This window comes from Lewinella sp. W8, assembly GCF_004375085.3.
Taxonomy (GTDB): domain Bacteria; phylum Bacteroidota; class Bacteroidia; order Chitinophagales; family Saprospiraceae; genus Neolewinella.
Genome location: NZ_SNAQ03000025.1, coordinates 56,890 through 81,433, shown reverse-complemented (window position 1 = coordinate 81,433; position 24,544 = coordinate 56,890). Strand labels below are relative to the sequence as shown.

General features: G+C 57.4%; 22 protein-coding genes and 1 tRNA gene. 9 read left to right on the top strand and 14 right to left on the bottom strand.

All coding sequences use genetic code 11. The features are described from left to right. The first annotated feature begins 26 nt into the window (after positions 1 to 26). A complete protein-coding gene (locus E1J53_RS21840; protein ID WP_134274496.1) occupies positions 27 to 1,097 on the top strand; it encodes an App1 family protein in 1,071 nt (356 codons plus the stop codon). 52 nt (positions 1,098 to 1,149) lie between these two features. On the opposite strand, the gene treS is transcribed toward E1J53_RS21840, so the two are convergent. The 4 genes from treS to E1J53_RS21820 all read right to left on the bottom strand — a co-directional run bounded on the left by treS (position 1,150) and on the right by E1J53_RS21820 (position 7,866). Beyond that, the gene (treS, locus tag E1J53_RS21835; protein ID WP_134274495.1) at positions 1,150 to 4,440 is read right to left on the bottom strand and encodes a maltose alpha-D-glucosyltransferase; all 3,291 of its coding nucleotides are present in this window, start codon (positions 4,438 to 4,440) and stop codon (positions 1,150 to 1,152) included. 205 nt (positions 4,441 to 4,645) lie between these two features. Beyond that, on the bottom strand, positions 4,646 to 6,232 hold the full coding sequence (locus E1J53_RS21830) for a SulP family inorganic anion transporter (protein ID WP_134274494.1): 1,587 nt from the start codon (positions 6,230 to 6,232) through the stop codon (positions 4,646 to 4,648). A 332-nt stretch (positions 6,233 to 6,564) separates the two neighbouring features. Next, positions 6,565 to 7,461 (bottom strand): haloalkane dehalogenase, encoded by an 897-nt coding sequence (locus E1J53_RS21825; RefSeq protein WP_134274511.1) that lies wholly within the window; start codon positions 7,459 to 7,461, stop codon positions 6,565 to 6,567. A 36-nt stretch (positions 7,462 to 7,497) separates the two neighbouring features. Then, on the bottom strand, positions 7,498 to 7,866 hold the full coding sequence (locus E1J53_RS21820; RefSeq protein ID WP_134274493.1) for a glyoxalase/bleomycin resistance/extradiol dioxygenase family protein: 369 nt from the start codon (positions 7,864 to 7,866) through the stop codon (positions 7,498 to 7,500). A 135-nt stretch (positions 7,867 to 8,001) separates the two neighbouring features. Here E1J53_RS21820 and E1J53_RS21815 point away from each other — a divergent pair, with 135 nt between their 5' ends. Both E1J53_RS21815 and E1J53_RS21810 read left to right on the top strand, forming a co-directional pair. After that, positions 8,002 to 8,862, top strand: a complete 861-nt coding sequence (locus E1J53_RS21815) for a methyltransferase domain-containing protein (protein ID WP_134274492.1) — start codon at positions 8,002 to 8,004, stop codon at positions 8,860 to 8,862. A gap of 85 nt (positions 8,863 to 8,947) precedes the next feature. Next, positions 8,948 to 9,502, top strand: coding sequence for a hypothetical protein (locus E1J53_RS21810; RefSeq protein ID WP_134274491.1), 555 nt, complete (start codon positions 8,948 to 8,950; stop codon positions 9,500 to 9,502). Between the two features lie 13 nt (positions 9,503 to 9,515). On the opposite strand, the gene E1J53_RS21805 is transcribed toward E1J53_RS21810, so the two are convergent. Further along, complete coding sequence (locus tag E1J53_RS21805; RefSeq protein WP_134274490.1) at positions 9,516 to 11,153, bottom strand: S41 family peptidase; 1,638 nt, start codon at positions 11,151 to 11,153, stop codon at positions 9,516 to 9,518. A gap of 734 nt (positions 11,154 to 11,887) precedes the next feature. Beyond that, positions 11,888 to 11,961, bottom strand: a tRNA-Asn gene (locus E1J53_RS21800). 77 nt (positions 11,962 to 12,038) lie between these two features. Here E1J53_RS21800 and E1J53_RS21795 point away from each other — a divergent pair. The 5 genes from E1J53_RS21795 to E1J53_RS21775 all read left to right on the top strand — a co-directional run bounded on the left by E1J53_RS21795 (position 12,039) and on the right by E1J53_RS21775 (position 16,090). Then, complete coding sequence (locus E1J53_RS21795) at positions 12,039 to 12,953, top strand: PfkB family carbohydrate kinase (RefSeq protein WP_134274489.1); 915 nt, start codon at positions 12,039 to 12,041, stop codon at positions 12,951 to 12,953. Positions 12,954 to 12,965: 12 nt separating this feature from the next. Continuing rightward, positions 12,966 to 13,553 (top strand): nicotinamide riboside transporter PnuC, encoded by a 588-nt coding sequence (pnuC, locus tag E1J53_RS21790; protein WP_134274488.1) that lies wholly within the window; start codon positions 12,966 to 12,968, stop codon positions 13,551 to 13,553. A 48-nt stretch (positions 13,554 to 13,601) separates the two neighbouring features. Then, positions 13,602 to 14,702 (top strand): AI-2E family transporter, encoded by a 1,101-nt coding sequence (locus E1J53_RS21785; protein ID WP_134274487.1) that lies wholly within the window; start codon positions 13,602 to 13,604, stop codon positions 14,700 to 14,702. Between the two features lie 60 nt (positions 14,703 to 14,762). After that, positions 14,763 to 15,206 carry a cytochrome B gene (locus tag E1J53_RS21780; RefSeq protein WP_134274486.1) on the top strand — a complete coding sequence of 148 codons (444 nt, stop codon included), beginning with the start codon at positions 14,763 to 14,765 and terminating at the stop codon, positions 15,204 to 15,206. A 176-nt stretch (positions 15,207 to 15,382) separates the two neighbouring features. Beyond that, positions 15,383 to 16,090, top strand: a complete 708-nt coding sequence (locus E1J53_RS21775; protein WP_134274485.1) for a bifunctional 2-polyprenyl-6-hydroxyphenol methylase/3-demethylubiquinol 3-O-methyltransferase UbiG — start codon at positions 15,383 to 15,385, stop codon at positions 16,088 to 16,090. 12 nt (positions 16,091 to 16,102) lie between these two features. Here the strand turns inward: E1J53_RS21775 and E1J53_RS21770 are convergent, their stop codons facing one another. The 3 genes from E1J53_RS21770 to E1J53_RS21760 all read right to left on the bottom strand — a co-directional run bounded on the left by E1J53_RS21770 (position 16,103) and on the right by E1J53_RS21760 (position 19,162). After that, complete coding sequence (locus tag E1J53_RS21770) at positions 16,103 to 16,282, bottom strand: hypothetical protein (protein WP_134274484.1); 180 nt, start codon at positions 16,280 to 16,282, stop codon at positions 16,103 to 16,105. A 329-nt stretch (positions 16,283 to 16,611) separates the two neighbouring features. After that, complete coding sequence (locus tag E1J53_RS21765) at positions 16,612 to 18,147, bottom strand: hydroxymethylglutaryl-CoA synthase family protein (RefSeq protein ID WP_134274483.1); 1,536 nt, start codon at positions 18,145 to 18,147, stop codon at positions 16,612 to 16,614. 136 nt (positions 18,148 to 18,283) lie between these two features. Then, entirely contained in the window at positions 18,284 to 19,162 is an 879-nt protein-coding gene (locus E1J53_RS21760) for an alpha/beta fold hydrolase (protein WP_173021598.1), read from the bottom strand. 301 nt (positions 19,163 to 19,463) lie between these two features. On the opposite strand from E1J53_RS21760, the gene E1J53_RS21755 reads away from it, so the two are divergent. Continuing rightward, the gene (locus E1J53_RS21755) at positions 19,464 to 20,771 is read left to right on the top strand and encodes an MFS transporter (protein ID WP_134274481.1); all 1,308 of its coding nucleotides are present in this window, start codon (positions 19,464 to 19,466) and stop codon (positions 20,769 to 20,771) included. Here E1J53_RS21755 and E1J53_RS21750 read toward each other — a convergent pair. The 5 genes from E1J53_RS21750 to E1J53_RS21730 form a co-directional block, all read right to left on the bottom strand. Then, a complete protein-coding gene (locus tag E1J53_RS21750; RefSeq protein ID WP_134274480.1) occupies positions 20,737 to 21,192 on the bottom strand; it encodes a hypothetical protein in 456 nt (151 codons plus the stop codon). The two genes, E1J53_RS21755 and E1J53_RS21750, sit on opposite strands and share 35 nt — an antisense overlap. A gap of 79 nt (positions 21,193 to 21,271) precedes the next feature. Then, positions 21,272 to 21,640 (bottom strand): hypothetical protein, encoded by a 369-nt coding sequence (locus E1J53_RS21745; RefSeq protein WP_134274479.1) that lies wholly within the window; start codon positions 21,638 to 21,640, stop codon positions 21,272 to 21,274. A gap of 14 nt (positions 21,641 to 21,654) precedes the next feature. After that, complete coding sequence (pdxH, locus tag E1J53_RS21740) at positions 21,655 to 22,305, bottom strand: pyridoxamine 5'-phosphate oxidase (protein WP_134274478.1); 651 nt, start codon at positions 22,303 to 22,305, stop codon at positions 21,655 to 21,657. Positions 22,306 to 22,344: 39 nt separating this feature from the next. Continuing rightward, positions 22,345 to 23,619 carry an ATP-dependent Clp protease ATP-binding subunit ClpX gene (clpX, locus tag E1J53_RS21735; RefSeq protein ID WP_134274510.1) on the bottom strand — a complete coding sequence of 425 codons (1,275 nt, stop codon included), beginning with the start codon at positions 23,617 to 23,619 and terminating at the stop codon, positions 22,345 to 22,347. A 117-nt stretch (positions 23,620 to 23,736) separates the two neighbouring features. Then, positions 23,737 to 24,435, bottom strand: coding sequence for a ClpP family protease (locus E1J53_RS21730; protein WP_134274477.1), 699 nt, complete (start codon positions 24,433 to 24,435; stop codon positions 23,737 to 23,739). Between the last annotated feature and the right edge of the window lie 109 nt (positions 24,436 to 24,544).

The window sequence follows — 24,544 nt, the reverse complement described above, 5'->3', positions numbered from 1 at the left end:
CACCCTCCGGACGAAGTTATGGGGGTATGGCGATTAGAGAGACCCTGAAATCAATTGGTAAACTGGCCCACCGCGAGTGGGACGATCTGGTGGACCGCCTCAACTGGGGGGCAGACAAGCCCGTTACGACGGCCAATTACGTTGGCTTCGGACGGGAAGACTACCTCTTCCTCACCGGAAGGGTATTGCGGGATCGTGGCATCCGCCGCACCGAACGCGATGACCTGCTGGACAATCTGGTCAATAATTTCAAACGCTTCAATTCCCGGGAAATCCGGGGTGCGGAGGTGGAAATTCGCTGGGGAGACCACGTCTTTTCCCGCACCACCGACGACGAAGGCTACTTTCAGGTGGAGCATCACTGTCCGCCCGACGCGGAGGTAGCCAGTACGCACGCCCTCTGGCAGGAGGCGGAAATCGAGGTCGTCAGTACGCCACAGAACGGAACCATCAACGCCACCTTTCACGCCGACGTGGTGGTGCCCACGGAGGCCGAATTCGGGGTGATCAGTGATATTGACGATACGATACTGCAGACCGACGTCACCAGCCGGCTCAAGCTGAAAATGATGTTGCACACCCTCCTGAAGAATGCCGGCAACCGCTTTGCCTTCAACGGCGTGGCGGATTTCTACCGCCAACTGCAGCTGGGGCAGGACGGAGAGGGTTTCAATCCCTTCTTCTACGTGTCCAACAGCCCGTGGAATCTCTACGACTTGCTGCGTGACTTCTTACACCTGAACCACCTGCCGCGAGGGCCCATTCTGCTTCGGGATTTCGGACTACCCACCGAGAACGTGGTCATGGAATTTCGTAATCACAAGGACGCCATGGCGCGTCGCATCCTGAAGGTGTATCCGGAACTCCCCTTCATTTTGGTGGGCGACAGCGGAGAGCACGACACGGACATCTACCTCCGCATCGCCCAAGATTTTCCGGGCCGGATTCTGGCCATATACATCCGGGACGTACAGCATGAGCGCCGGGCAGCACGAATCAGGAAACTGATCGACGAAGCCAGTGGGGTAGAGGTTCACCTGGTCGCAGATTACGCGGAAGCCAGTGCGCACGCCCGGGCGAAGGGCTGGATTATTTGAGGAGGGTGAAGGAAATGGAAAGGCCCCGCAGGATTCCTGCGGGGCCTTTTTCTTAGTCATCCAGCAATTCCAGCAAGCCGCGAAGGGGCACGATGGCCAGGTCCGGACGGTAATTCAGGTCATAGCGCAACTCCTGCAGGGCTTTTTCGATGCGGAAGGTATCCAGCAGCACTTCGAGGTCTTCTTCCGATGCCGGGAGCAAACGGGTGCCGTCGGTAGCTTTCCGGTAGGCCGTCAGGTATTCGGCGCACAGGTAGCGACTGGCGGTTCGCAGCCAGTCTTCCAGGTGGTCGGCGGTTTCCTGCCGGACACCCTTAGAAAGGTCGGCGAAGGCCAGACCGCAGGCGTAGTTGATGCTGCGCATCAGGTTAGCCAGGTCCTTGGCCGGACTGCGACGCAGGCGCCGCTGGCTGAAGGTCCGGTCCGGATCGCCGTCAAAGTTCTGGATCAGAAACCCTTCGTCCGTAACGGCCAACTGCATTAGGGTAAAGTCACCGTGGATACGGATTTTGTCTGCCTCGATTTTGTGGCGATACAGTCGCTTGAGCTTTTGGTGGATAATGGGTTCCTGTTCAATGGCCGCCATGGTCAGGCCGGTCATGACCTCATCCATGTCGGGCATGGATTTTTTGAGCAGCTCGATGGTCAGGCGGATGTCGCCCTTCAGGCCGGCGTAGACGCTTCGCTGGTAGTGGAGCGACATGGCCTCCGTGGAGAATCCCTTTTCCTGAGATTTACTGAGCAGGGTGTGGTAGGCCGCCGTGGTCCGTCCCAGGTCCGCCAGCTTTTTTACGAAGGGAGATCCGAGGATGTCCTGAATGGTTTCGGGCATGTCCTGGTAGCGGATCTCATCCGTTACGGATACGTCGTCGGGTTGGGCTTCCGGCAGAGGAGTATCGCCGGATTGCTCCAGGTTGATTACTTCCTCGGCAAAGCGCTGAACGTTATTCATGACGTAGTCCCATGCGCTGCCTTCGTGGGCAATCCGCTGCTCGAAGATGGCCAGCGTGGACTTTGATTTACTGTTTGCCTGGAAGTTCAGGGTACCCAATACCTGCGGAGAGGCTCCGTAGTTTTCCTTGGTGAGCAATTGCTTCACCTGGAGATCGGGAGCGGGTTCCTGGTCAACGCGGCGGTAGAATTTAATGACCAGGTCCCGGCTCTGCAGCAGCATGTATTCCGTGCCGGAGTGAAGAACACCCGTTTCCTGTCCACTGGCTTCGTTCAGGGCCTCACTGCCTTCGAAGGATAGTCCCTTGGCGTTACTGAAGCCATTAAGTCCGAAGGATAGACTCTGCTGAAAGCCCTCGTCGTAAAGTGCGTCGACGAGGACGACGGGCTTTTCGTCAAGGTCCATCAGGCCAATGGCCTCCTCCCGATCGTGGTAGTTGATTTCGTCACGGAAATTGTGGAAGGCGATGGGCAGTTGAATCAGTTCAGGGAGCCCTTCCAGGAATTCCACCTTCATCAGCAACCATGCGTAATGTCGCTGGCCGGTTGAATGGAGACGATGTTCCAGAATGCTTACTTTTTCCAGTTGCTCGGCACGGGCGCCCATCCAGGGGATGGAGCTGAGGTACTTTGGCAGCACCGTTGCGGCCAGGGTCCGCAAATTAGACTTGCTGAAGAAGTGATCCAGATGATCACAGAGGAGTTGAGGACTGGTGAAGTCCCGCATATCCTCCGCTCCGGAGGGGGTCGACCTCAACTCCAGCCAGTAGTAGCCGTGGGAGCTCACCGTAATCTGGTAGGGTTCACGGCCCACGTCGTGGAAGTAGGTGCGTCCGAAGACCTCCTGTACGGTGCTGCCCGCAAATTCGCTCAGGTCGAGCTCTACCGATTGCGGGTGGCGACTGAGGTTGACGATCACCACGATCCGTTCATCTTCGTACTCCCGGATGAAGGCCAGAATGCGACCGTTATCCGGCTTCAGCCAGGAGATTTTTCCCCGGCCAAAAACCCGGTAGTTTTTCCGTTTACCCAAAAGACGTTTGGTCCAGTTGAGCAAGCTGTTGGGGTTCTGCTGCTGCCGCCTGACGTTTACCCAGCGGTAGCTGTATTCGGTGTCCCGGATCACGGGGAGGTAAAGGCTGTGGGGATTGGCTTCGCTGAAGCCGGCGTTTTCGTTATTGTTCCACTGCATGGGCGTTCGCACGCCGTCCCGGTCACCGAGATAGTAGTTGTCCCCCATGCCGATCTCGTCTCCGTAGTACAGCACCGGGGTGCCGGGCAGACTCATCAGCAATACGTTCAGCAGCTCGATTTTTTGGCGATCGTTGTCCATCAGCGGCGCCAGGCGGCGCCGGATGCCGAGGTTGATGCGCGCAGTCCGGTCGCTGGCGTAGACGTTGTACATGAAGTCCCTCTCTTCGTCGGTCACCATTTCGAGGGTGAGCTCGTCGTGGTTCCGCAGGAAGGTGGCCCACTGGCAGTTCTCCGGAATGTCGGGCGTCTGGTCAAAGATGTCCGTGATGGGGTGCCGGTCTTCCATCTTGACGCTCATGTACATGCGGGGCATGAGCGGGAAGTGGTAGTTCATGTGGCATTCGTCTCCGTCGCCAAAGTAGCTGGCACTTTCTTCGGGCCACATATTGGCTTCGGCCAAAAAGAGCACGTTGTCGTAGTTGTCGTCAACGTGTTTACGCAGTTTCTTGAGGAATGCGTGGGTTTCCGGCAGGTTCTCTCCGTTGGTGCCTTCGCGTTCAAACAGATAGGGAATGGCGTCAAGGCGGAAACCGTCAATGCCCATGTCCATCCAGTAGTCCAGAATCTGGAAGATTTCCTCCTGCACCTTGGGGTTGTCGTAGTTGAGGTCCGGCTGGTGGTGGAAGAACCGGTGCCAGTAGTACTGTTGGGCCACGGGGTCCCAGGTCCAGTTGCTGGTTTCCGTATCGGTGAAGATGATGCGGACGTCGGGGTACTTATCGTCGGTATCGCTCCATACGTAGTAGTCCCGCTCCGGGCTTCCCTTGGGCGCGCGCCGCGCGCGCTGGAACCAGGGGTGCTGGTCGGAGGTGTGGTTGATGACCAGCTCCGTGATTACCTGCAACCCGCGGGCGTGAGCGGCGTTCAGGAAGCGTTTGAAATCATCCACGTTTCCGTAGGCCTCACTAACGGTATAGTAATCCTGAATGTCGTATCCATCGTCGCGGAGAGGGCTGGGGTAAAAGGGGAGCAGCCAGATGGCCGTTACGCCGAGTTCTTCAAGGTAGTCCAGTTTCTGCTCCAGACCGGCAAAATCTCCAATGCCATCACCGTTACTGTCAAAGTAGCCCTTGATGTTCAGCTCGTAAATGATGGCATCTTTATACCAGAGTGGTTCGCGACGATAGTTTTTTGTCATGTGTGCTTTCAGTTTATCGACCGTTTCAATGATGGAGAGAAACAAAATCGTTCACTCACCCGGTGGCGTACCATCAGGTAATTTTGCTGGGGGGTGACGAACAAAATTAGGGGCTTTTTTGGTGTTTTTAACACCGGGTGCCCGTCAATTTATTTTATGAACGGAAGGAGTAAATAGCGCTGGTCCCCGGAGAGGAAAAGTCTCACTATTCTATTTCCATCGGGATATCTTTATTAAAGAAGTCAGAATAACTCTCTGGGTTCTTTGCCTTCCCTTTCTGGGAGACAATCGTAATGTCAATGTTGCGGTTTCTGGCTCTTTCGGAGAAGTCGTCCAGAATCTCAATGATGTCGTGATCGAGGTACTGGGTGTTACGGACGTCAATTTCCAGCGAAGAGTTTTCCTGAAGGCTGTCCAGTTCCTTTAGGATGGCTCCCTTATTGAAGAAGGTTACTTCCTCCGCGAGGGTCATTCTTACCTTCCGGTGGTTCGGCTCATTGTCCTCGATGTGCAGGAAGTGAGAGTTCTGGTAACTCTTGATCAGAATCGTCACGACACTCACCACCAGCCCTAAACTGATTCCGATGAGGAGATCCGTGAAAATAATGCCCAGTACCGTGACGATAAAGGGAAGGAACTGCTTCCACCCCAGGCCGTAAATCTTTTTGAACACGGTGGGTTTTGCCAGCTTGAAACCTACGATGAAGAGGATGGCCGCCAGCGTGGAGAGCGGAATCATGTTCAGCAAGGTCGGGATCAGCAGGATCGAGATGAGCAGCAGGAAGCCGTGAATGATGGCCGACATCTTCGTCTTTCCCCCGGATTGGATGTTGGCCGAACTGCGCACGATTACCTGCGTAATGGGCAGGCCGCCAATCATTCCGGAAACGATGTTCCCCGTTCCCTGGGCCAGCAATTCGCGGTTGGTCGGCGTAACGCGTTTTTCGGGGTCAATCTTGTCAGTCGCCTCCACACACAGCAGCGTTTCCAGACTAGCCACCAGGGCAATGGTAAAGGCCGTTATCCAGATTTGACCCTGGGTGATGACGGCAAAATTCGGGAAGGCAAACTGCCCGAGGAAGGAGTCCAGCCCTTCCGGTACGGGAACGCTGACGAGGTGCTCGGGGGAAATGGCCAGTAGCTCGTTGTTCCTGGTTACCAGGTAGAAAATGATGCTGAAGACGACGGCGACCAGGGGACCCTGAACCAGCTGAAAGATTTTAGCCTTCTTGGACAGGACCCGCTCCCACAGAATGAGGATCGCCAGACTGATGATCGCCACCAGAGTCGCTCCCGGACTGATGTAATTAATCGTATTCAGGATGGTGGAGAAGGTGTTTTCACCGTCGACCTGAAAAAAGGCAAAGTCCCCTTCCGGATCTACGTCGTACCCGAAAAAGTGGGGGATTTGCTTCAGGATGATGATGATACCGATACCGGTCAGCATTCCCTTGATCACGCTGGAGGGGAAGTAGTATCCGATCACGCCCGCTCTGAGCACGCCGAAAAGAATCTGGATGACCCCACCCAGGACCACGGCCACCAGGAAGTTCTCGTAACCACCCAGGGTGCTAATGGCGACTAGTACGATGGCCGCTAGTCCGGCCGCCGGACCACTTACGCCAATTTGGGAACCACTCAGGGCACCCACGACGATGCCGCCCACGATGCCGGCGATGAGGCCGGAAAATAAGGGAGCTCCACTGGCCAGGGCAATCCCCAGACACAGGGGAATGGCCACGAAGAATACTACGATACTTGCGGGAATGTCATTTCTTAAGCTTGCAAACATTTTCTCTTGTTTTCGTGCCCGGACGTCGAGCATGAGGGGGGAAAGAACTCAGAGCTGGTTGGCGCCTTGTTTTAGTTGGATATGAACGACGAATAAATCATCAATTGGGGGTCTTAATATACGTTGCCCCGGGCATTGCCCAAGTAATGACCAAAAAAAGCCGGTTTCGGGTCCGGGGAAATGGTGCATTTTAACCTTCGGGGGAAGGAGATCCGTAACTTTTGCGTTGCGATTGCCCGGAGGGCAGGTGCAGGCTTTTTCCGATAGAGCAGAGCGGACTTGCGGTTCCCCGGTTTTCCCCTTCTGCCACCAAGTTGCCTCGCACCACCCGCTCAACGATCGCCGAAAAAGCTTACCAGGTGTTCGACAATTTGGTCCGGTTGGTCTTCCTGTAGGAAGTGTCCGCCCCCGCTGATCGTATGGTGCTCCTGCCCCCGGGCTCCGGGAACCTGCTGATGAAAGAATTTTTCCGCTCCGGCCGTGATCGGGTCACCGTCACTGAAGAGGGTGAGGAAGGGAAGCTCCAGTTGCCGTAGTTTTTCCCAGGCCCGCCGGTTGGCGGGCGTAGCCGGATCCTGCGGGCCCGCGGGAACCAGCGCCGGGAAAATACGCGCTCCCGCCTTATAGCGTTCGTCGGGGAAGGGGGCGTCGTAGGCCGAAATTTCCTCGGCCGTCAGGGTAGTGAGCGAGGCCATCTGCAGGATGTCGCCCGCGGGAAAGGGATCCATCTGCCGGGCCATTTCCCGCCAGCGGAGGAAAGCCTTGCCCAGGTCCTGATCGCCGGTGGGCAGAAAAGTATTCGCAATGGCCACGCGGGAAAACCGCTCCGGATGCTCCGCCAGCAGGCGGAGGCCGATCAGGCCGCCCCAGTCCTGGGCGAAGAGATGGACGTCCCGCAGGTCAAGGTGGTCAAACAAAACCTCCCGCACCCAGTCCACGTGCCGGGCGTAGGTGTAGTCCGTTTCCCGCAGCGGTTTATCGGAACGACCAAAGCCGATGAGGTCCGGAGCTACCACCCGGTAGCCGGCTCCCGTGAGCAGGGGAATCATTTTTCGGTAGAGATAACTCCAGGAAGGCTCCCCGTGCAGGCACACGACCACCCGGTCGGCGGCGGGGTTTTCGTCCAGGTAGTGGAGACGCAGCTCCCCGGAGACCGTACAGTAATTGGGGGAGAAGGGATAGTCACGTAAACCGGAAAACCGGTCTTCGGGCGTACGGAGGGAAGGAATTGTGGGCATAGTTGGTGGCGTATCGGAAAGAGAATCCTAGACATCCTCCATGATGAAGATGGCATTTTTATTCGGGTCGTAGAATCCAAATTCGTTGGTCCCCCAGTCGGTTCCCATGCGCAGCTTTTGCGGGCTAACGGTGCCCCGCTGCACGAACTCTTCGAAAATTGGGAGGATATTTTCTACGTGAATCCTGACGACGGAACCACCCAGCAGCGGATCGTCTTCGGTATTGGCGTGCCACTGGAGGTGAAGCTCCAGGTTCTCCCGTTGCAGGATCGCGTACATATCGTCGCCTCCGACTTTAGTGAATCCGGTTTTTTCTGCGTACCAGGCCACGTCCCGGGCCATGTCTTCGGTGGGCAGCACGGGAATGGTGGACAAAAGGGTGGTTTTTGGGGGCATGTCGCTAAATTCTTTGGTGGATGATCGGGGGATGGCTAAGATAGTCCCGCCGACGTACTTCCACCAGACCCGTGGCGAAGGCGGAGGTCTGCCCAAAACCGGTATCTTGCCCCCCCCCTCCATACCCTTTTCCCTATGCCTTCTTCCCGCATTCACCACCATACCCCCGATTATCAGGATGATTCCGGAAAGTTTCCGTTGGCCTATCACCTGGAGATGATTCGCGACCAGGAACGGGTGGGGCAGATTTTCCGGGCCCTGGATGAGGTTCTGCAGCCCGATAGTGTGCACTGCGAGTTGGGGGTGGGCACCGGGCTGTTTGCCATCTACGCCGCCACCCGCTGTGCTAAGGTTTACGCCGTGGAGAAAGACCCGGCGGTATTCGAGTGGGCTAAGCAGAATATTGCGGCAAGCGGCGTGCGGGGTAAAATCGAGCTGGTTCTGGCCGATGCCCTGACCTGGCATCCTCCCGAGAAAACGGATAGTCTCCTGGTGGAGATGATGTCCGTCTGGGGAATCAATGAGCCCCAGGTTCCCATCGTCAATCACGCCCGGGACCACATCCTGAAGCCGGATGGTCGGGTGATCCCTGAGGGTATCACTAACCTGGTCGAACTCGGAGAATACGACTACGATCTGCACGGGGTGCGCTGCCCCGGGATCATTCCCCAGTTTTCCGGGGTGACGGCCCCGCGCATCAAGACCACCTCCGCGGTGGCGGTCCGCTACGATTTTCGTCGGGCCGTCCCGATGAATCATCAGGTCCGCCTTGACCTGCCGTTACTGGCGGGTGGCGTGGTGAATTGTGCCCGGCTGTCGAGCATCGTGGAGTTGACGCCCTCGGTATCCTTCTACTCCACCGATAGCCTGATGCCGCAGACCATCGTCCCCCTGCCAGGGGTGCGCGGACGAAGGGGGGAGGTACTGCGGTTTTCGGCTTCCTGGACCTGCCGCACCAGCCTGGAAGCAGCCCGTTTTGACGTCCGCAAGGCGTAATCGTCCTCCTGCGGGTTTTCGGCCAGGTTCAGCCGCCGGCCCTCCCGCCTTTCCCCTACCTTCGGGATGCATACACCGCAGCCCCATGAAGAAATTGTGGAAAGCCTTCGCCAAAATCGACTCGAACCGGATCGTCGCCTTCTCGGCCGTTTTCATCAGCTTGCTGGCCCTTATGGTATCGGTGCAGGAGATGCGCATCATGCGCCGCCAGCAGGAAATGACCATGTTTCCCTACCTGACCCTCGGGCGAACCTACAACGCCGAAGGTTTTGGGGTGGTCGTGAAGAACAGCGGTATTGGCCTCGCCAGAATCAACTCGGTCACGCTGACCGACGGAGACCGTTATTTTAATGACTGGTCGGAGGTGATTGAGGCGCACCTGCCGGACAGCCTGGTCTTCGGCTACGATATGTACCGCACCAGCCAACTCAATGAGGAAATTGTCACCCCCAACGAGGAGGTCACCCTTTTCTTCGTCGAATGGACGCCCGTAACCCGGGCCTACGAAGCCGCTACCCGGGACTTAACCATGGAAATTTGCTACTCCTCGCTACTTGGAGACAGTTGGATGGTTCGCAATGATGAGTTTATCGAACTGGACGGACCCTGCCCTCGAGACGAGTCCATCCAGTTCGATTAATTTCATTGGCCGCTTAGGGCTTCAACAGGGATTGGTAGCGCGCGGGGTCATTGAGCACTGCAATGGCTTCCTGCACCTCGCGGTCATTCCGGAGGCCCATCTGGACTTGCCCGCGCTGGTAGTAGTAGCGCCCGGCAATTTCTTTTTCGATGATGCTGATGATCTCATCCTTGTATTGCTGGATGGCGGCCAGTTGCTCCTGGTCCACCCGCTCCTGAATGGCGGCCAGCTGGTCGCTGATGTCGTAGCCTTCTTCTTCGGCGGCGGCCACGGCTTTTTCCAGGGCTTTTTCTGCCTTGGAGGTGTAGTCAAAATCGGCCCGTTGGAGGTAGGCTTCGAAGTCGGCCCAGTCGGTGAAGCGGAAATCGGCTACCGAGTCAATGCCTGGCCGATCGGCCACCCACTTATTGACGTAATCGAAGATGACGTATTCGTCAATGAGTCCCTGAGTAACGGCCTTACCGCCCAGTAGGGGCAGCTCGATGTCGGGGGCTACGCCACCGCCGTCCAGGACTTCCCGGCCGGCGCGGGTCTTGAACACCGCGCGCTCCGCGTCGGGAATGTCGTAGGGCTTTCCGTCACGGTACTCCAGTGCCTGGATACACCGGCTACTGGGAATGTAGTACTTGGCCGTGGTGATTTTTACCCGACTGCCGTAACCCGTTTCCATGAAGTTCTGCACGAGGCCTTTGCCGAAGCTCCGTTGCCCGATGAGGACGGCACGGTCTAGATCCTGCAGGGAGCCACTGACGATTTCCGAGGCGGAAGCCGAGCGGCCGTTAATGAGCACCGCCACGGGCATTTCCGGATCGAGGGGGTTATTGCGCGTTTTGTAGCTACGGTCCCAGTCCTTCACTTTGCCCCGGGTGGTGACGATGACTTCGTCCTTGGGCACCCAGATGTTGACGATGTCGACCGCCTCGTTCAGCAGACCACCGCCGTTGCTGCGCAGGTCCAGGACTACGCCCACCATATCGGGGTTGTCGGCCCGTAGCTTAGCGACGGCGTCACGGACGTTTTTGCCCGCCTGTTGGGTGAAGGTCGTGAGGGCCACGTAGCCCACGTTTTGGTCCAGCATCCCGAAGTAGGGGACGTTGGGGATGTTGACGTCGCCCCGCAGCAGGGAGATTTTCTTTTGCCCCTGTCCCGGCCGCTCGATGGTCAGGTCCATGGTCGTACCGGGGAAGCCCCGCATGATTTCTTCGAGCTGGTCGCGGGTGTACCCCACCGTTTCCCGGCCGTCGATCTCCAGAAGGCGGTCGCCGGTCTTCAGCCCGGCCGCGTCGGCAGGTTGGTCCTTGTAGAGGGTAAGGATGGTGGGCAGGCCGTCGATGTATTCAATGTCGGCACCGATACCCTGGTACTTACTGCTACGGGTCAGGCGGGCCTTTTCCACGTCCGTTTCGCTGATGTAGTTGGTGTAGGGGTCCAGCGAGCCCACCATGGCTTCGATGCCGGTGCGCATGAGCTTATTCGGGGCGATGTCGTCGACGTAGTAGGTGTTGACCTCCTTGTAGACGTTGGTGTAGATCTCGATCGCCTTCATGATCTCGAAGTACTTATCGTTGAGGGGGCTCACCGTGGCGGCCGTGAGCAGGACGAAAGCGAGGCCGGAGAGCAGGCCCGCAGTAACTTTTTTTCGCGTAGACATGGGGTAGCGTTTGAACATACCTTAGGGTAACGCTATTGGTCGGGGGCTTGTTGCTGGTGGTTGGTAGGGATCGTTGGGATTGTCAAGGTGAAGTACTTCTACGGATCCGGGTTGGTTTGGCGGATTTTAGGCATTTTGTCGTACTTCTACATATCTACGACGAAGTGGCGGATTTTGTGGGATTTGTCGTACTTCTACATATCTACGACGAAATGGTACACCATCCATATTTCCTCCCCGAACCACCGAACCATGGAAATGGTAGCCTACTGCTTGCGTCTGCCATGGCCTACTGAAGTCAATGGCTATCGGGCGCACCAGGATTTGTTCCCATTAAGGAGGGTTGGTGGTCGGAAGCCGGTTTCCCGAAGGCCTGGCCGCGGGAAGCGGCGTCCGACCACTTTAGGGGGGGCGAAGGACTATGATACTTCACCAACCGCCATCTCCAAAGACCGGATGTCGCCAAGTTCGCTGATCTTTTCAGGGGTGACCAAGTCTTCTGAGCAAGAGGGCGCGGAGCGTGCAGTGAAACGGAATACTCGGCTCAGCCGGTGCAGGTGCAAAGCAGGTTTGGAAGGGGCAAAAGCTGTTGGTTTTGCCGGTGCGGTAGCTGCACCGAAAGCAAATATTACCAGCTAACGCGGCTGATACCCCAACCAACCCGGCACCTGCACGCCGTTGCCCCCCCGTGCCGCAAAAAGAAAAGCCGGCTTCTCGGGGAGAAACCGGCTTTGCGCCTCAGGAAGGGCTCGAACCTTCGACCTACGGATTAACAGTCCGCCGCTCTAACCAACTGAGCTACTGAGGCAGTGCGTTTAAGCGGACGCAAAACTACGACACCTAAATTTATTTTGCAATACCTTTGCGGCGAAAAAAAGAAAAAATATGAGTCTCCTTTCCATCGGTACCATTGCCTACGACGATGTTTTCACTCCCTACGGGGAGGCCCGGATGATCGAAGCGGGTAGCTGTACCTACATCGCCATGGCCGCCACCTACTTTGTTCAGCCCGTGCAGCTGGTGTCCGTGATTGGAGGAGATTACAACCAGGAATTTCTCGATGACCTTCAGGAGCGCGGAGCGGACCTGGAAGGCGTGGAGGTAGTCCCCGACGGAAAATCCTTCTTCTGGGCCGGCCGCTACCACGATAATATGATGGGCCGCGACACCCTGGAAACCCAGCTGAACGTGCTGGCGGACTTTAACCCCAAGCTCCCCCAGAGCTACCGCAACACGGATTACGTGATGCTCGGTAACCTGTCTCCCCAGGTGCAGATGACGGTCATCGAGCAGATGGAAACCCGTCCCAAGCTGCTGGCCCTGGACACCATGAATTTCTGGATGGACATCGCCATGGACGAGCTGAAGCAGGTGCTCAAGCGCATCGATATGCTCATCATCAACGACGAAGAAGCCCGTCAGCTGAGCGGCGAGTTGAGCCTGCTGAAGGCCGCCGCGAAGATCGTGGAAATGGGCCCCGAGATTCTGGTCATCAAAAAGGGCGAACACGGCGCACTGCTGTTTAAGGGCGACCGGGTATTCTCGGCCCCGGCCCTGCTGCTCCCCAAAGTAGTGGATCCCACCGGCGCCGGAGACACCTTTGCCGGAGGACTGATGGCCTTCCTGGCCGGCACCGACGATACGAGCTTCGATAACCTCAAGCGCGCGGTCATCCACGGCTCGGCCATGGCCAGTTTTGTGGTGGAAGACTTCGGAACCCGCAGAATGCAAAACCTCGACGCCGCGCAAATCCGCGGCCGCGTCCAGCAGTTCGTGGACCTCATGAAGGTAGACGTATAAGTCCGCTCCGCCTTGGACACCCTGCTTGAGCAACTCATCGCCCAGACGCCCCTGGACTGGATCGCCGTGGCGACCGGCCTGCTGTACGTCTGGCTGGCCGCCCGCGACAACAACTGGTGCTGGCTCTTTGCGGCCATCAGCACGGCGGCCTGGGCCTACCAGTCGTTCTTCGTTTACGCCCTGGTCTCGGATGCCCTGCTGCAGGTGTTTTACTTCATCATGGCGGGGGTGGGGCTGTGGCGCTGGCGGAGGGCGGAAACGCCCGGAGCGTCGGCTCCCATCATCAGCATGCCCCTCCGGGAACACCTGCTGACGGTAGCGGGGAGTCTGCTGGGCGGACTGGCCCTGGGCTACGGCTTCAGCCAGATCATGACCGCCGCGGCTACCTATCCGGACGCCATTACCACCGTAAGCAGCGTACTGGCTACCTTCCTCCTGATCGGGAGAAGGCTGGAGAACTGGTTGTACTGGGTCGTCATTGACCTGGCCTACGTCTGGATTTATCTTTCTCAGGGGGCGGTGCTGTTCGCGGTACTCATGGGAATATACACGGTGATGGCCCTCTACGGTTACCTCAGCTGGCGCCGGGAACTACGGTAGCGAACAATCGGGGGCAGCCACGGGGTTACAGCGAATAATACCCGTTACATGGCCACCTCCACCGACACACTTTCCCGCCTGGTACTGCGCATTTTCCTCCTGATCGGCATCGTTGCCATTCTTTACTACGGTAGGTCCGTCTTGCTGTCTCTCTCCGTGGCGGGCTTGCTAGCGATGGTGCTGAATCCGCTCGACGAAAAGCTGCGCAGTTGGGGTATGGGCAGGAACCTGTCCATCGCCGGGGCCATGTTGGTCCTGGTGCTCTTTTTTGCGGGGCTCTTTATTGCGGTGGGGCAACAGGCCAATCAGTTTGCGGAAAACTGGCCCGAGATTGAGCGGCGAATCGCCGAGCAGGTAAACACCCTCAAGGGAGAACTGGGGCTGAAGACAAAAGACCTCACCGCTGAGGAAGGTACCTCAGGGGGTGGTTCGCTGATCACCACGCTGGGACAACAAAGTACGGGCGAAGCCAGTACGACGGGGGAACTCGTGGGGGCCATCCCCGGGGGGAGTAGTGGCGTGCTGAGTTTCGTTGGCAGTACGCTCGGCGTTTTTGGTGATTTCTTACTGATTATGGTTTACGTGGTGTTACTCCTTTCCCAAAAGGAACGCCTGCGTGGGTTTGCCATCCGCCGGGCACCTCCGGAGAAGCGGGAGGAAGTCGGGGAAACGATCGAAGAAAGCCTGGACATCGTGCAGCATTACCTCCGGGGTCGGTTGATTCTCATCGGTATCCTTTCGGTGCTTTACGCCATCGGGTTTTCCGTGGCGGGCCTGGATTACGCCATTTTGATCGCCGTTCTGGCGGCGATCCTCAGCATTATCCCCTACCTCGGAAACATCATTGGCGGCGTCATTGCCGTGGCCCTGGCGTTTGCCGGTGGAGGTGGTAGCCAGGCGATCATTGGCATTTTGATCACGATGTCCGTCGCCCAGATGCTGGAAAGTTACATACTGACGCCCCTGATTGTAGGGGATGAGGTGGAGATTAACTCACTGACGACGGTACTCTGCGTGGTGGGCATGACCATTTTGTGGGGGCCGGTGGGCGCCATCATCGCCATACCCCTGTTTGCCATCCTGAGAATAATCTTCCTCCACGTAGAGGGGTTGGAGGATTATGCCTTTCTGCTGGGGCAAGAGGAGTAGTCGCCCTCTTTTATCATCTTTACGGGCGTCGTACCTTCGGCCAAACTAAACTCCTCCTTCATGTACACTGCACTACAGCACGCCCACTCCGGTCTTCGTTGGGTGGTCCTCGTTCTTCTGGTTGCCGCCATCCTCAAGGCGACGAATAAGCGACGTGGAGGAAGCGTATACCCCGGAAAGGATAAACTCGCCCTGTTTGCCATGATCTCCGTACACGTGCAACTACTACTAGGGTTGATCCTCTACCTGTGGCTGAGCCCCTACGTGCAGTGGCAGGGAGACATCATGGGGCAGGAAATCGTCCGGTTCTACACCGTGGAGCACATTCTCGGGATGCTGATTGGTATTGCGTTCATCACCATTGGCTACTCGAAGGCCAAGCGACAAGTAGAGCTAAACGTTGGCTGGAAAACCATCGGGCGCTGGTATTTCTTCGGCCTCTTACTGATTCTGCTCTCCATTCCCTGGCCCTTCCGGGTGGGTTTTGACGCCGGCTGGTTCTAATTCGATGGGACTGTCGCGGCTAGTTTAAGCCGGGGATTTTGGGGTTGAAATCAAATGGTAAACTAACGTGAGGTTGGCTCCTGGCGACATTCAAAGGACCTCAAAATCTGTGATTTTTCGGACGTTTCGAGTGTCAACCATCACCCCCCCCAGCCTAAGGTTGAACCACGCATGATATGGCCTACGGATCCAGTACCGCCCAGCACTACGCAGCCTACCGCCCTCCGCTGCACCAACTGATTCTTGAGCGGGCATTGCCCGCAGGGCAGCAGTATACTGCTGCCCTGGATATTGGCTGTGGGGTAGGGCACTCGTCCCTGGCCCTGGCTTCCCGCGCCGTACAGGTGCTGGGGCAGGAGGTCAGCCAGGACATGCTCCGCCAGGCGGAGCGGCACGTCAGGGCAAACCTTCGTTTTACCGGCCAATCGCTGGCGGAGATCGCCAGCATACATCAGGGAACCTTCGACCTCGTTACCTTCGCCGGATCGCTCTTCTACCAGGATTCCACGGAAGTTTGGCGCCAGTTGCAAAAACTGGCGGCAAGTCAAGTGCACATTTGCGTGTACGACTTTGACGTAGACCTATCGCAAATTTTTCATCAGCTCGGCGTTAGGCCGCCGGCTGGCGATTACGACCACCGCCGCAATTTTGATGACCAGGACCTTGGTGCCTTTGGTCAGTCGGGACTGAAGGAATTCACACAGCGGTTCAGCTGTACCGCCCAGGAACTGGCCCACCTCCTATGCTCCGTAGAGGAATGGCGCGAGTTATTGGCCCCCAAAGCATTTGACGCCTTTACGGACCGGATTCGCCGCGAAATTGGGGAAAGCGCGGAGCTGGAAGCCCGCTGCTTTTATTCGGTCTATCATCGACCGACCGAATAATCGGAGAATGCTTTACTCCTGTTGGTGGGGGCGATCGATAATTTCTTCGGTCTCCCGCTTGCCGGCAACGTCAGCCGTGCCGGTCAGCTCCAGGATCAGCGTAAGGAGGAGAAAGCCCAGTAAAATATAGATCAGCAATCTCAGGGTGGAAGTCTTCTTACGCTCCGGACGGGGGGAGGTATCGGTGGCCATAACGGTGTGCAGTGGTTTCGGCGTGAAGGTAGTTATTCCGCGGCACAGCCACGAAAGCCAAATTGTAACCTATTTGCGTATTTTGATTATTTTTTGCCTTTTTATATTCAAAAAGTTGTCGAAAAGAGCGCCCGTAACTATATTTGTAACATCGGAAACAGAGAGAGTAGTTCCCGGTAATAATCACCTGAGATTCCTTATTTGATCGTTTTTGCAACCTCTATTAATTCAAGCCGAAGCACCCGCTTCGGCTTTTTTATTGGGGATGCTCTCCGCCGGAAGCACACTTCGGCAGGGGCAGGGGAAATCCGGCGAAGTCAGGGAAAGCCTCAGGCGAGGACGCCGCTGGCGGCGTAGCCGTAGTGGCGGGCACCTTCGGTCTCGTCGCGGTCTTCGTGTACGTGGGCCAGGAAGAAGCCTCCCTGGTCGTGGGTGGCGACGTTTTTGGTGAGGTTGCCCCGGTGCAGGGCTTCGTAGGTCGCGTAGTCAATGCTTTCCCGGTGGTCCAGTCGGTTGCGCAGGCCGAAGGCCTCCACGACTTCCCGCCAGCCAGCTTGCACTTCGGCGGCAAATACCTTGGACTTGGAGCCGCTGCCGTAGGCAAAGAAACAGTAGGACTCGCCGGCAATATCCCGGTCCAGATCCAGGGCGGCCTCCAGGCTGCTCATGAGGCTCAGGAACACACTTCCGGCGTAGAGGTTACCCACCCGGGAGCTGGCCCATTCGCCCGGAGCGATGCGATCCTGCACGAACTGTCGGTAATCCTCCGTTTTGGTGACCATGCGGAGGAACTCGGCACACTTGGTAATGTATTCTTCCCGGTCCTCGTAGTCATCCGCGCAGGGGACGCTGAGTCGGTTGCGCATCACGAATTCCCCCCAGGTGCCGTTTGCCCGGAGTTCTTCCATGTAAATTTCGGAGAACATTCTGCGGGCCTGGAAGGCATAGGGCAGGTGGAAGACGAGGAAGGAGAAATCCTCCAGTAGCGTTCCGGCTTCTTTCCCGGTGCGGCGGCGGTAGTCGATCAGGGCCTCCCGAATCCGGGCCTGGTAGGCCTGGTTGCTGTAGGGGCCGTCGAATACGGGGGTGATTTTGTGCAGGCTGAGGGAAGTCTCGTTGCAATCCAGTACCCCCTTAACTTCGAGGCCCTCCCCGAGTTTGGCTTCCAGCTGGTCCAGGTTGAAATCCTCGGCGGAAACATCCGGCAGGAGAGCGATGACCTCCTCGATGATTTCCCGCTTGCTCACCTTGCGCTGGGGCTTGAAAAAGTCATGTGCCGGGCGGGTCGCCACGCCGAAATCCGGATCGATGGCCAGCAAGCGCGGAGACTGTTTTACCAGCATGGCTACGGCACCGGCGCCCTGGGTGTATTCTCCGGGACTGTTCATCTCGTACTTCGCCTCGTCGCTGGCCACCACGATACCAATCCGGTCGGGTTTGGCGGCCGCCCACTCCAGGGAATTCTGCAGGGCATCCACGCCACCAATGCAGGCGAAGGTGAGGTCCACTACGTCGCAGTGCAGGAAGCAGTTGGGGCCGTAGGCGTCCGCAAAGTGATCCTTGAGCATGTCCAGCACGTAAGTGGCCGTGGGCTTCGCGCCGTCCAGGGCACTTTCCGTTCCCAGGTAGATGCGGCCGATTTGTGCGGGCTCCAGATCATTTTTGTGCATGAGGTCCAGCACGGCGTTGGCGGCCATGGTGGCGGCGTCTTCGTCGGCGTCGGCCAGGGCCATTTCGAGCAGTCCCAGTCCCTTGCTGAGCTTACCGTAATTGAGGTCCCGGGCCTGGGCCAGTTGCTCAATGGGTAAATAAATCTGGGGAATGTAAACGGCCAGGTCATCAATGCCTACGGTAGAAGTAGTCATAAGGGAAGAGGAGTGAATAATGAGAATAGTTGGCAAACGGATAGGTCCGATTCTGGTTTAGGGGGCGGCGGGTTTCCGGACCAACTATTCCGGGGAATTCCGATGGCAACGGAACGTAAGGAGACGCCGCCGGCAACTATTTCTCAAGCTCTACCGAAGCAGTCTGGGTACTGCGGATGTACTCCGTTACGATGGCTGGGACCAGGGGGCCGGTAAGACTGTGGCCACAGCCCCTGGTGGTGGCCAGGCGAGAGTTTTCCCAGTTTTCGTGCATGCAGCGTGCTCCGGCAATGGGGGCCACGTCATCCTCTTCGTCGTGAATGATCAGGCCGGGAACCTTGAGCCCCTTCACAAACTCCTTGAAGTTGATGTCGGCGAAGGACCGGTCCAGCTTACGCTGAAACTGATAGTCGATTCCGTACTTCACCCGATCGTTAGCCCCCACGATTTCGCAAAACTTATCCACGAAATTTTCCAGTTCACCGGGAACGGCCATGCTGATGATGTGTTTGGGCTCATGGGCAAAGTCGGCCTGGCTGGCGTAGTAAATGGCGGCCATGCCGCCGCCGGAATGCCCAATCCAGTAATCGGGCACGAAACCCAGTTCCTCCAGGTACTGGTCAATGGCCTGGCAGTAAACAAAGACGTTGAACCGCTTGCCACCGCTACGTCCGTGGGCGGGGGCGTCAATGGCGTAAATGTCGTAACCGGCCTTGGCCAGTGGTCCGAAGAGTTCGTACCAACGTCCCGTGTAGCTTTCCCAGCCGTGGAGGAGAAATACGGAAGGCCCCTTGCCCGGCCAGTGGTAGCAATGAATGTTGGTCCCGTTGAAGTGTACCGTAGACTGATCGGCTTCGCTCAGAAACTGTTCGTTACTGGGGTCTTCGGGAAACCGGCGCGGCTTGGTCAGCAGATAGTAACCAATCTTCCCGGCCTGACGCCGGGACATACGTGCCGTGCCGTTCAACAGGCGGCGTAGGCCGCCAATCACGAGCTTTTCTTTAGTATTGGCCATTGGTGTAGAGCAACGTTTGGTCCCGGCTGAGCACGTGGATTGTCCTGTACTTTTCCCCGGCGTCCCCCAAAGGACCTCAAAATCTTTGATTTGTCGGACCCTTTGAAGACGCAGGGCGTCAATTGGGTTGTCCTCGTAGTGTTTATCGGGAGGAACCATGGTTCCTTTACGATAATCCTTTGCATGTCAACCTGGCAATCCTTGTCCTCAGCTTAAGCAAGTATGCACTACAAACTTAAGACGAGTCTCGGGAACTTAAGGGAAAATCATGTGGTTATCTACACACTGAAAAACCCCACCCATGAGTAGACTGATCCGTCAATCCCTTCGCCGACTCATTCAGTTATACTTCAAATCCTACAATGGCCTGCCGTTCAAGGTGTGGATGATCGCCCTGGTTTTACTGGTGAACCGTAGCGGGGCTATGGTGGTGGCTTTCCTCTCGGTATACCTGATCAACGCCCAGGGATTTAATCCCATTAAGGCCGGATACGTCATGATGTTTTTCGGGGCGGGTGGCATCGTGGGAAACTACGTTGGCGGAATTCTTAACGACCGTTTCGGCTCATGGCACCTGATGTTTTTCAGCATGATTGGTTCCGGCATCCTGTATATTCTGCTGGGGCAAACCACCGATTTCTGGTTACTCTGCCTGCTGGCCTTTATGATCTCGGTGGTGGCGGATGCCTTCCGGCCCGCCAGCCGGGCGGCCATCACCTACTATGCACCCCGGGAGAAATTGACGCAGGCCTTCGGCCTGCAGCGGATGGCCGTTAACCTGGGGTTTTCTGTCGGCCCGGCCCTGGGCGGATTTCTGATCGGTAACTACGGCTACGAGCTCTTGTTCTGGGGCGACGGGCTCACCTGCCTGCTGGCCGCCGCCGTCTTTTACCTCGTGCTCCCGCCCGACGAAACGACCCGTCCGCTGGTCGCCCGCCCCGGTAGGACTCCGGCCAACACGGCCGAACTGCTGGACGCGGCACCTGCGGCAACGCCCACCACCCCCGCCCTGAAGCAATCGTGGATGATCCTCTTCGGCATCGCCAACATGGCCATCATTCTGTGCTTCTTCCAGTTCTTCAGTACCGTGCCGGTGTACCTGAAGGAAGTCGGGTATTCCGAACAGCAGGTGGGCTACCTGATTACCCTCAGCGGCCTCATCATCGTGCTGGTGGAAATGCCCCTGCTCTATCTGACGGAGCCCCGTTTCCGCCCCGTGACGGTGATGCTGCTGGGCACGGCCCTGATCATTCTGGCCTACCTGATCTTACCCACTACCGCCGTGGCGTGGTTACCCCTGGCCTTCATGATTGCCATTCTCACCCTTGGGGAAATTCTGTACATGCCCTTTACGAGTAGTTACGTATCCCACCATGCCCCCCGGGCCCGACTGGGGGAGTACCAGGGCGTCCTTTCCGCCAGCTATTCGGCGGCCTTTGTCCTCGGTCCCTTCATCGGTTTTGGGGTGGCGGAGCACTACGGCTACGAAGCCGCCTTCTACGTCTGTAGCGGAGTGGCGCTGCTCGGCTGGTTGCTGCTGACCAGGGTGGATGGCCTGCGGGAAAAAGTCAACCTCAGGTCAGGACGTCCACTACCGTCTTCAGGGTAACGAAGAGGGGTTCCCGGCCTTCCTTGGTGATCGCGTCTTCCTCGTCGGCCACCAGCATATCCTCCACGAAGGCCAGTAGGTCCTCCTGGGGGCTTTGCTCGAAAAAGGGGGTGAGCCGGTCCCGGAAGTTACCCTTGGTTCCCTGCAGGATGACGTAGTTGGCCTCCTCGGCGGCGGAGATTTGGGCCACGTCGGCCACGCCGGGTTCCACCAGCTGATCGGTCACGGATTGGTAAATCACCAGGGCGCCAAAGAGGAGAAATTCGCGCTCTTCCTCGGTGAAGGCCTCGGTCTCTTCGTTGGTCAGGTAGCTCATCAGGAAGGGCTGCGCCTCGGCAAAATCCTGGATTTCTACCGCAAAGTCATCCCGCCCACTTTCCAGCCGGGCCAGGACGCGTTCAATGGTGGATTCGGTGATCATCGACGGGGTAGATTTGGTGGGGAAACGAATAGATTTTTTGGCTGCCGCAGGTGCCGGGGCTCCGGGTATGGCCAGGTACTCAGGCCGTTGCCCGGGGCACGAACCCGAAGCGGGCGCCGCCTGCATCGGCGATGAGAAAGCAGAGGGTGTCCGGACTGTTCTTGTACACCTTGCGGAAGGGGTCAATTTTGTCCTGGGTAACGATCTTCTTGGCCACCAATTCCTCCAGCGTGGACACGTTGACCCGCCAGGTGATGCCCCGGTTGGTGGGGATCTCCAGCACGAAGATGCCGGGAGCATGGTCGTTGTTTTCCCCCGGATACGCAAAGAAGATGGGGTAGTTGCTGACGTTCTCGTCCACGACGGTGTCCGCCGCCTGCGCCAGGCCGCCGCGGTAGGGGAGGATGTCGTCCTGGAGTTGGACCCAGTGAAGGTTTTGCTCTGCCATGGTGTGCAATCGTTTTAGGGGGCCAGTCGGACAATCTCCCAGGGCTGTCCCTCGGCCGGCCGGCGGTACACGAGCCGATCGTGCAATCGACTACTGCGCCCCTGCCAGAACTCGATGGCGTCGGGCACGATGAGGTATCCACCCCAGTGCTCCGGCCGCGGTAAATGGTCGGCATCGGCGTAGGTGGATTCTACCTCCTGCTGCCGCCGTTCCAGAAATTCCCGACCGGGAATCTCCTGACTCTGCGGACTGACCCAGGCGCCAATCTGACTGCCCTTCGGGCGGCTCTGGAAGTAGCGATCGGAGTGGGCCACGGGAAGTTTTTCCACCCGTCCCTCGATGCGCACCTGCTGCTGGTGTTCCAGCCAGTTAAAAACCACGGCGATCTGAGGGTTATGGTTGAGTTCCCGTCCCTTCCGACTGTCGTAGTTGGTGTAAAAAATGAAGCCCCGTTCGGTGGTTTCCTTCAGCAGGACCACCCGTGCGGCTGGCCGGCCCTTTTCGTCGATGGTCGCAATGACCATGGCGTTTGGCTCGGGAATCTTGTTCTCCAGGGCGGCTTCAAACCACTGTTTGAACTGCAGCATGGGGTTGGGATCGGCCTTGCTTTCCAGCAATTCGTCGGCCTGATAATCCACCCTCAGGTTGGTGGCGTCAATGGACATAATAAATCCTGGTTTAGGGCTTGCCTTTTGGTGAGGGGGTTAGGCGGCCGCTTTCAGCCGATCCAGCATTCCTCCTCCCAGTTTAGATTTGGCGTACTCGGCGTCGACGGTAAAGTGCTTGACTTCCTTCTTGCCGGGCAAATCGAACATCGCGTCCGTCATGATGGCCTCACAGATGGACCGGAGGCCCCGGGCCCCCAGTTCGTAATCGAGGGCCGTCTGGGCGATGTAATCGATCACGTCGTCCTCGAAAATCAGGTTGATGCCCTCCAGGCGGAACAGGTGCTGATACTGCTTCAACAGGCTGTTGTGGGGCTCCACCAGAATGCGCTTCATGGCCTCTAGGTCCAGAGGACGCAGGTAGGACACCACGGGGAGTCGACCGATCAGTTCGGGAATCATCCCGTAGCGACGAATGTCCTTGTGCGTGACGTACTGCAGCAGGTTTTCTTCGTCGATCTTTTCCTGTTCACCGTTATTGAAGCCAATTACCTTGGTATTCATCCGGCGGGCAATAATTTTTTCAATGCCGTCAAAGGCCCCCCCGCAGATAAAGAGGATATTCTGGGTGTTGACCTTCACCAGTTTCTGCTCGGGGTGCTTACGCCCACCCTGAGGGGGGACCATAACTTCGGTACCCTCCAGCATCTTGAGCATCGCCTGCTGTACGCCCTCTCCGCTAACGTCCCGGGTAATACTGGGGTTGTCGGACTTGCGGGCCACCTTGTCCATCTCGTCAATGTAGACGATGCCGCGTTCCGCGGCGGCGACGTCAAAGTCGCAGACCTGGAGCAGGCGGGAAAGGATGCTTTCCACGTCTTCGCCCACGTAACCGGCCTCGGTAAATACCGTGGCGTCCACAATCGCGAAGGGGACGTCCAGGAATTTGGCGATGGTTTTCGCCAGCAGGGTTTTACCCGTTCCCGTCCGGCCCACGAGCATGATGTTGCTCTTTTCGATCTGGACTTCATCCTCGGAGGTAGGGGGATGGTTGAGGCGTTTGTAGTGATTATAAACGGCTACGGACAACACTTTTTTGGCCGCATTCTGGCCAATGACGTACTTATCCAGGTGTTCTTTGATCTGCCGTGGCGTGATGTTCCGGGGCAGCTTGAATTCGTGGCGGGCGGCGGCTGCGCCGGGCTTGTCCTGGGCGGGCATCGCGCCTCCGTACAGCTCTTCGGCGACGATCTCCTGGGCCTGTTCGACGCAGACTTCGCAGATGTGCGCGTTCAGTCCGGCGACCAGCACGAGTGCTTCGCTGTTGCTACGCCCGCAGAAGGAGCATGATATTTCCTGTCGTTTTCCTCGCATCATGGCGGATAGGAAGTTGTTTTTTGACTACAGTCAGTAAATAAAGCGGGCCACCGTGGACGTAATGCTCCACGACGGCCCGCCCGTTGGCCGGCTAAGGGCCGGTATTGGGATCAGTTATGATTTTTCCCTTTTGAGGACTTCATCAACCAAACCGTACGCAACGGCTTCGGGCGCCGTCATCCAGTTGTCCCGGTCGCTGTCCTTCTCGATGGTCTCAAAAGACTGGCCGGTATGGTTCGCTAAGATAGTGTACAATTCGTCCCGCAGCTGAGAGATCAGACGATAGTTGATCTCCATGTCAGAAAACTGACCCTGCATACCACCGCTCGGCTGGTGAATCATCACCCGGGCGTGGGGCAGAATGGAGCGTTTTCCTTTTTCTCCGGCCGCCAGCAAGACGGAGCCCATGGACGCCGCCAGACCCGTACAGATCGTGGCCACGTCGGGGGTGACGTACTGCATGGTGTCGTACATGCCCATGCCGGCAATTACGCTGCCGCCGGGGCTGTTGATAAACATCTGAACGTCCCGCTTCGGGTCTACGGATTCCAGGAAGAGCAATTGTGCCTGGACGATATTGGCTACCTGATCCGTCACGGGTACCCCCATGAAGATGATCCGGTCCATCATCAGGCGACTGAAAACATCAATGGCGGCGATGTTCAGTTGCCGTTCTTCAATTACATTGGGGCTGAGGTTGTTAATCTGGGGGGCGGCCATTCCGCCTACGTGCTTCGCATACTGTTCGAGGTGCATCGAACTCATACCCATGTGGCGGGTGGCGAACTTCATAAATTCATCCTGTGGGATCATATCGTTGGATTGAAGGGTTGTCGCTATTAAGTAGCTTCCTCCCCGTAAACGCATTATCTCCCCTTGGGTTGACTATGGCGAACAATCCGATTCACCCCAATGGGTTGGA